Raw genomic sequence first — 3,247 nt, 5'->3', positions numbered from 1 at the left:
TTATTACTACAGCCCGGTAAACAATACAATTCAGATGGTCAAAGACGACGTAATGGAGTCTGTTGTTCATGTAAGTGGTAATCGAGAAATCTTTAATTCTTCTGCAGTATCTATATTTTTAGTTTATAATCCGGAAACTAACATGCCTAGGTATAACGGCCAAGGTTATCTGTATGCTTGCTTAGATGCAGGAATTATGACCGGAATGCTAGGAGTAGTTGCAGAGATGAATGATTTAAGCCTTTGTTCTATAGGGGAAATGCAACCGCAAATGAATCAATATATACCGTTGCCCTCAAATCATAAGCTGATCCATTCAATTGAACTTGGTTATAAAAAAGAAAGTAATATAAAGTCAAATGTTCCAATTATCGAGTCAAAAGAGGAAAGTAAACCTAAGTTTAAGAAAGTTGAAAGGCGGATGTATGGTCAGTAAGTAGAATAGAAATCTTGGGCATGATGAATGGTCGCCTATGGCCGTGATTCATGCCCAAATTATCAGGGGGATAGATAAAGATGCACGATTTCAAAATTTTTGAGGCATCTTCAATGCAGCGGAGTTTATATTTTGTACAGGAAATAAATAAAGATATTGTTTGTTACAATACCCCTTGTTTTTTCATAATTGAGGGTCCATTAGACATTGATCGTTTACATAGTTCCCTGCAAAAGGTCATCCAAAGACATGAGTCACTTCGTACGTGTTTTCTCTTGAATGATGGTGAAGTCGTACAAAAAGTATATAATTCGTTAGAACTTTTATTGGAAGTTGGAAAATCCAATTCAGTCAGCTTAGACGAATTGTGTGAAAAGTTTATTAAACCTTTTGATTTGAATGTTTTTCCCTTGGTCCGATGCAAACTAGTGGAATTGAGCAAGAATAAACACTTCCTTATGTTTGATATGCATCATGCTATTGCGGATCTAACATCGATTACAATAATTTTTGGCGAAATATTATCAATATACGAAGGCGAGTTGTTAGGAGAAGTCGAAATACAATATGTTGATTATGTAATGTGGAAAAATGACATGCTCAGCTCTAATGCGATCCTTGACCAGAGGTATTACTGGAAACAGTTATTAGAAGGGCCCATACCTACTTTGAATCTTCCGTTGGATTTTAACAGACCCAAAAAACAAAGCTTTCAGGGAGAGAGGATTAAGTTTGAGTTAGATACATATGACACTGCAAGACTTAAAAAAATTTCGAACTATGGCACTACTTTGACCATGTTACTATTAGCTTCTTTTAATGTTTTGCTTAACAAATGCACTGGGCAAGAGGATTTGATTGTTGGCACACCTATATCTGGAAGAAATCACATTGAATTAGAGCACACTGTTGGCATGCTTGCGAATTCAGTTCCTTTAAGAAATCAGCCGTCTGGATATAAATCCTTTGACGTATTTTTATCCGAAGTTCGTGAGAATATGATAAGTGCTTTTGAGAATCAAGAATATCCTCTTGAAAAAATAATCGAGGATATAAATATCACAAGAGAAATAAGTAGAAATCCCTTGTTTGATGTTATGTTTGTCATGCAAAATATGAAATTTCCTCAAGCGTATACGGAATCCTTGACGTTTTCAAGTTATCCTTTTGAACACAATGGATCTAAGTTTGATTTATCGTTAGAAGTATTTGAAAGAGAAAGCAATATTGAATTTATATTTGAGTACAACAAACAATTCTTTAAACGTGAGAGGATAGAATGTTATAAAGAAAACTTTGTATATATCTTAAAACAAATAACTGAAAATCCAAAGATTTATATCAAAGATATATGCATAAACAATGATATTGAAACGGAACAAAATCATATAGACTGGGCTGATAATAATAGCTTGAAGCTTGCAACGAATGAGTGCACAGTAGCGAAGATTTTACCTAGTACAACATTAGAAAAACAAATGCAAATAGTATGGAATAATGTTCTGGGCATCGATAAGCCAATCGGTGTAAATGAGAATTTTTTTGAATTAGGCGGACATTCTGTGAAAGCTAGCCAAATCGCAACCAGAATTTCAAAAGAATTTCGTATTAACATGCCTTTGTCAGAAATATTTGATAAACCAACTATACGTGAAATTTGCGATTATATCACCCAATGCCAACACTCGGCTGAAGAATTGACTATTTCCATTACAAACGATAATGCGAGTTATGATATTTCGGCGGCACAAAGGCAAATCTATTATCAATATGAAATCGATGGACAATCCGTTATTTATAATATGCCATCTATTATTCCATTACCCATGGAAATTAAGAGGGAATCTTTTGAGAAAATAATTATTAAACTAATTGAAAGACACGAGAGTTTACGCACCTCATTTGAAATGATAAGCGATAAACCGTGCCAAATTATTCATGATACTGTGCCTTTCCAGATAAACTATGAATATATTCAAGATCCGAATCATTTGTCTGAGTGTATTAATAAATTGATTAAACCATTTAATTTAGAGGATGCACCTTTATTTAGGATTGCCGTTATTTATGTAAACGAGAAACAGACTTTTTTATTTATGGATATGCATCATATTATTTCGGATGCAGCATCGAATGGGATCTTATTAAGGGATTTTTTCCATCTTTTCAAGGAAAAAGAGCTACCTTTACTACCGCTAAGATACCGGGACTATAGCGATTATATAAATCACAAAATGAATGATAAGCATAAATACGATTCGCTGAAACAATATTGGCATAATGCATTAAAAGGTGAGTTACCACGGCTTAATATAATTACGGATTTACCTAGGCCTATAGTGCAAAATTTTAATGGAGATCATGTTCAGTTTCATATCGATAAACCTGCTGTATCTTTAGTTGATGAAATTTGTGAATTAGAAGGTGTTTCAAGAAACATGTTTTTTTTGACGGTTTTTAAAGTATTGTTGTTTAAATATACCAGTCAGGAAGACATGATTGTAGGGTGTCCTGTGACACTGCGTCAATATTCAGGTCTGGAGGATGTAGTAGGATTGTTCGTAAACACACTTCCGATCAGAAATACGATTAAGGGTGATAAACCGTTTACTTCTCTATTAAAAGAAGTACGTATTAGCGTTCTTGGAGCATTGGAACATAGAGATTTTCCACTTGAAGAAATGATAAAAACTTTGCAAATTCAAAGAGATCCAAGTAGACAGTCTTTAATTGATTGTGTGTTTATTTACCAACAAAGCATTTCTGAATATGAATCTTTTATCGACGATTCTACCCAAAAGTCTTTAGAAA

The 3,247-nt window shown here is 33.8% G+C and carries 2 protein-coding genes; both read left to right on the top strand.

The window, feature by feature from the left end; all coding sequences use genetic code 11:
- On the top strand, positions 1–436 hold a 436-nt coding region (locus A3842_RS08205), incomplete at its 5' end, for a nitroreductase family protein (RefSeq protein ID WP_143186205.1).
- A gap of 80 nt (positions 437–516) precedes the next feature.
- The coding region (locus A3842_RS08200; RefSeq protein WP_256701589.1) for a condensation domain-containing protein at positions 517–3,247 on the top strand (2,731 nt) is incomplete at its 3' end.

Source organism: Paenibacillus sp. P3E (genome assembly GCF_001909045.1).
Classification (GTDB): Bacteria; Bacillota; Bacilli; order Paenibacillales; family Paenibacillaceae; genus Paenibacillus_AQ; species Paenibacillus_AQ helianthi.
Note: the sequence above shows the minus strand (reverse complement) of the source record. Positions and strands in the feature narration are given on the sequence as shown.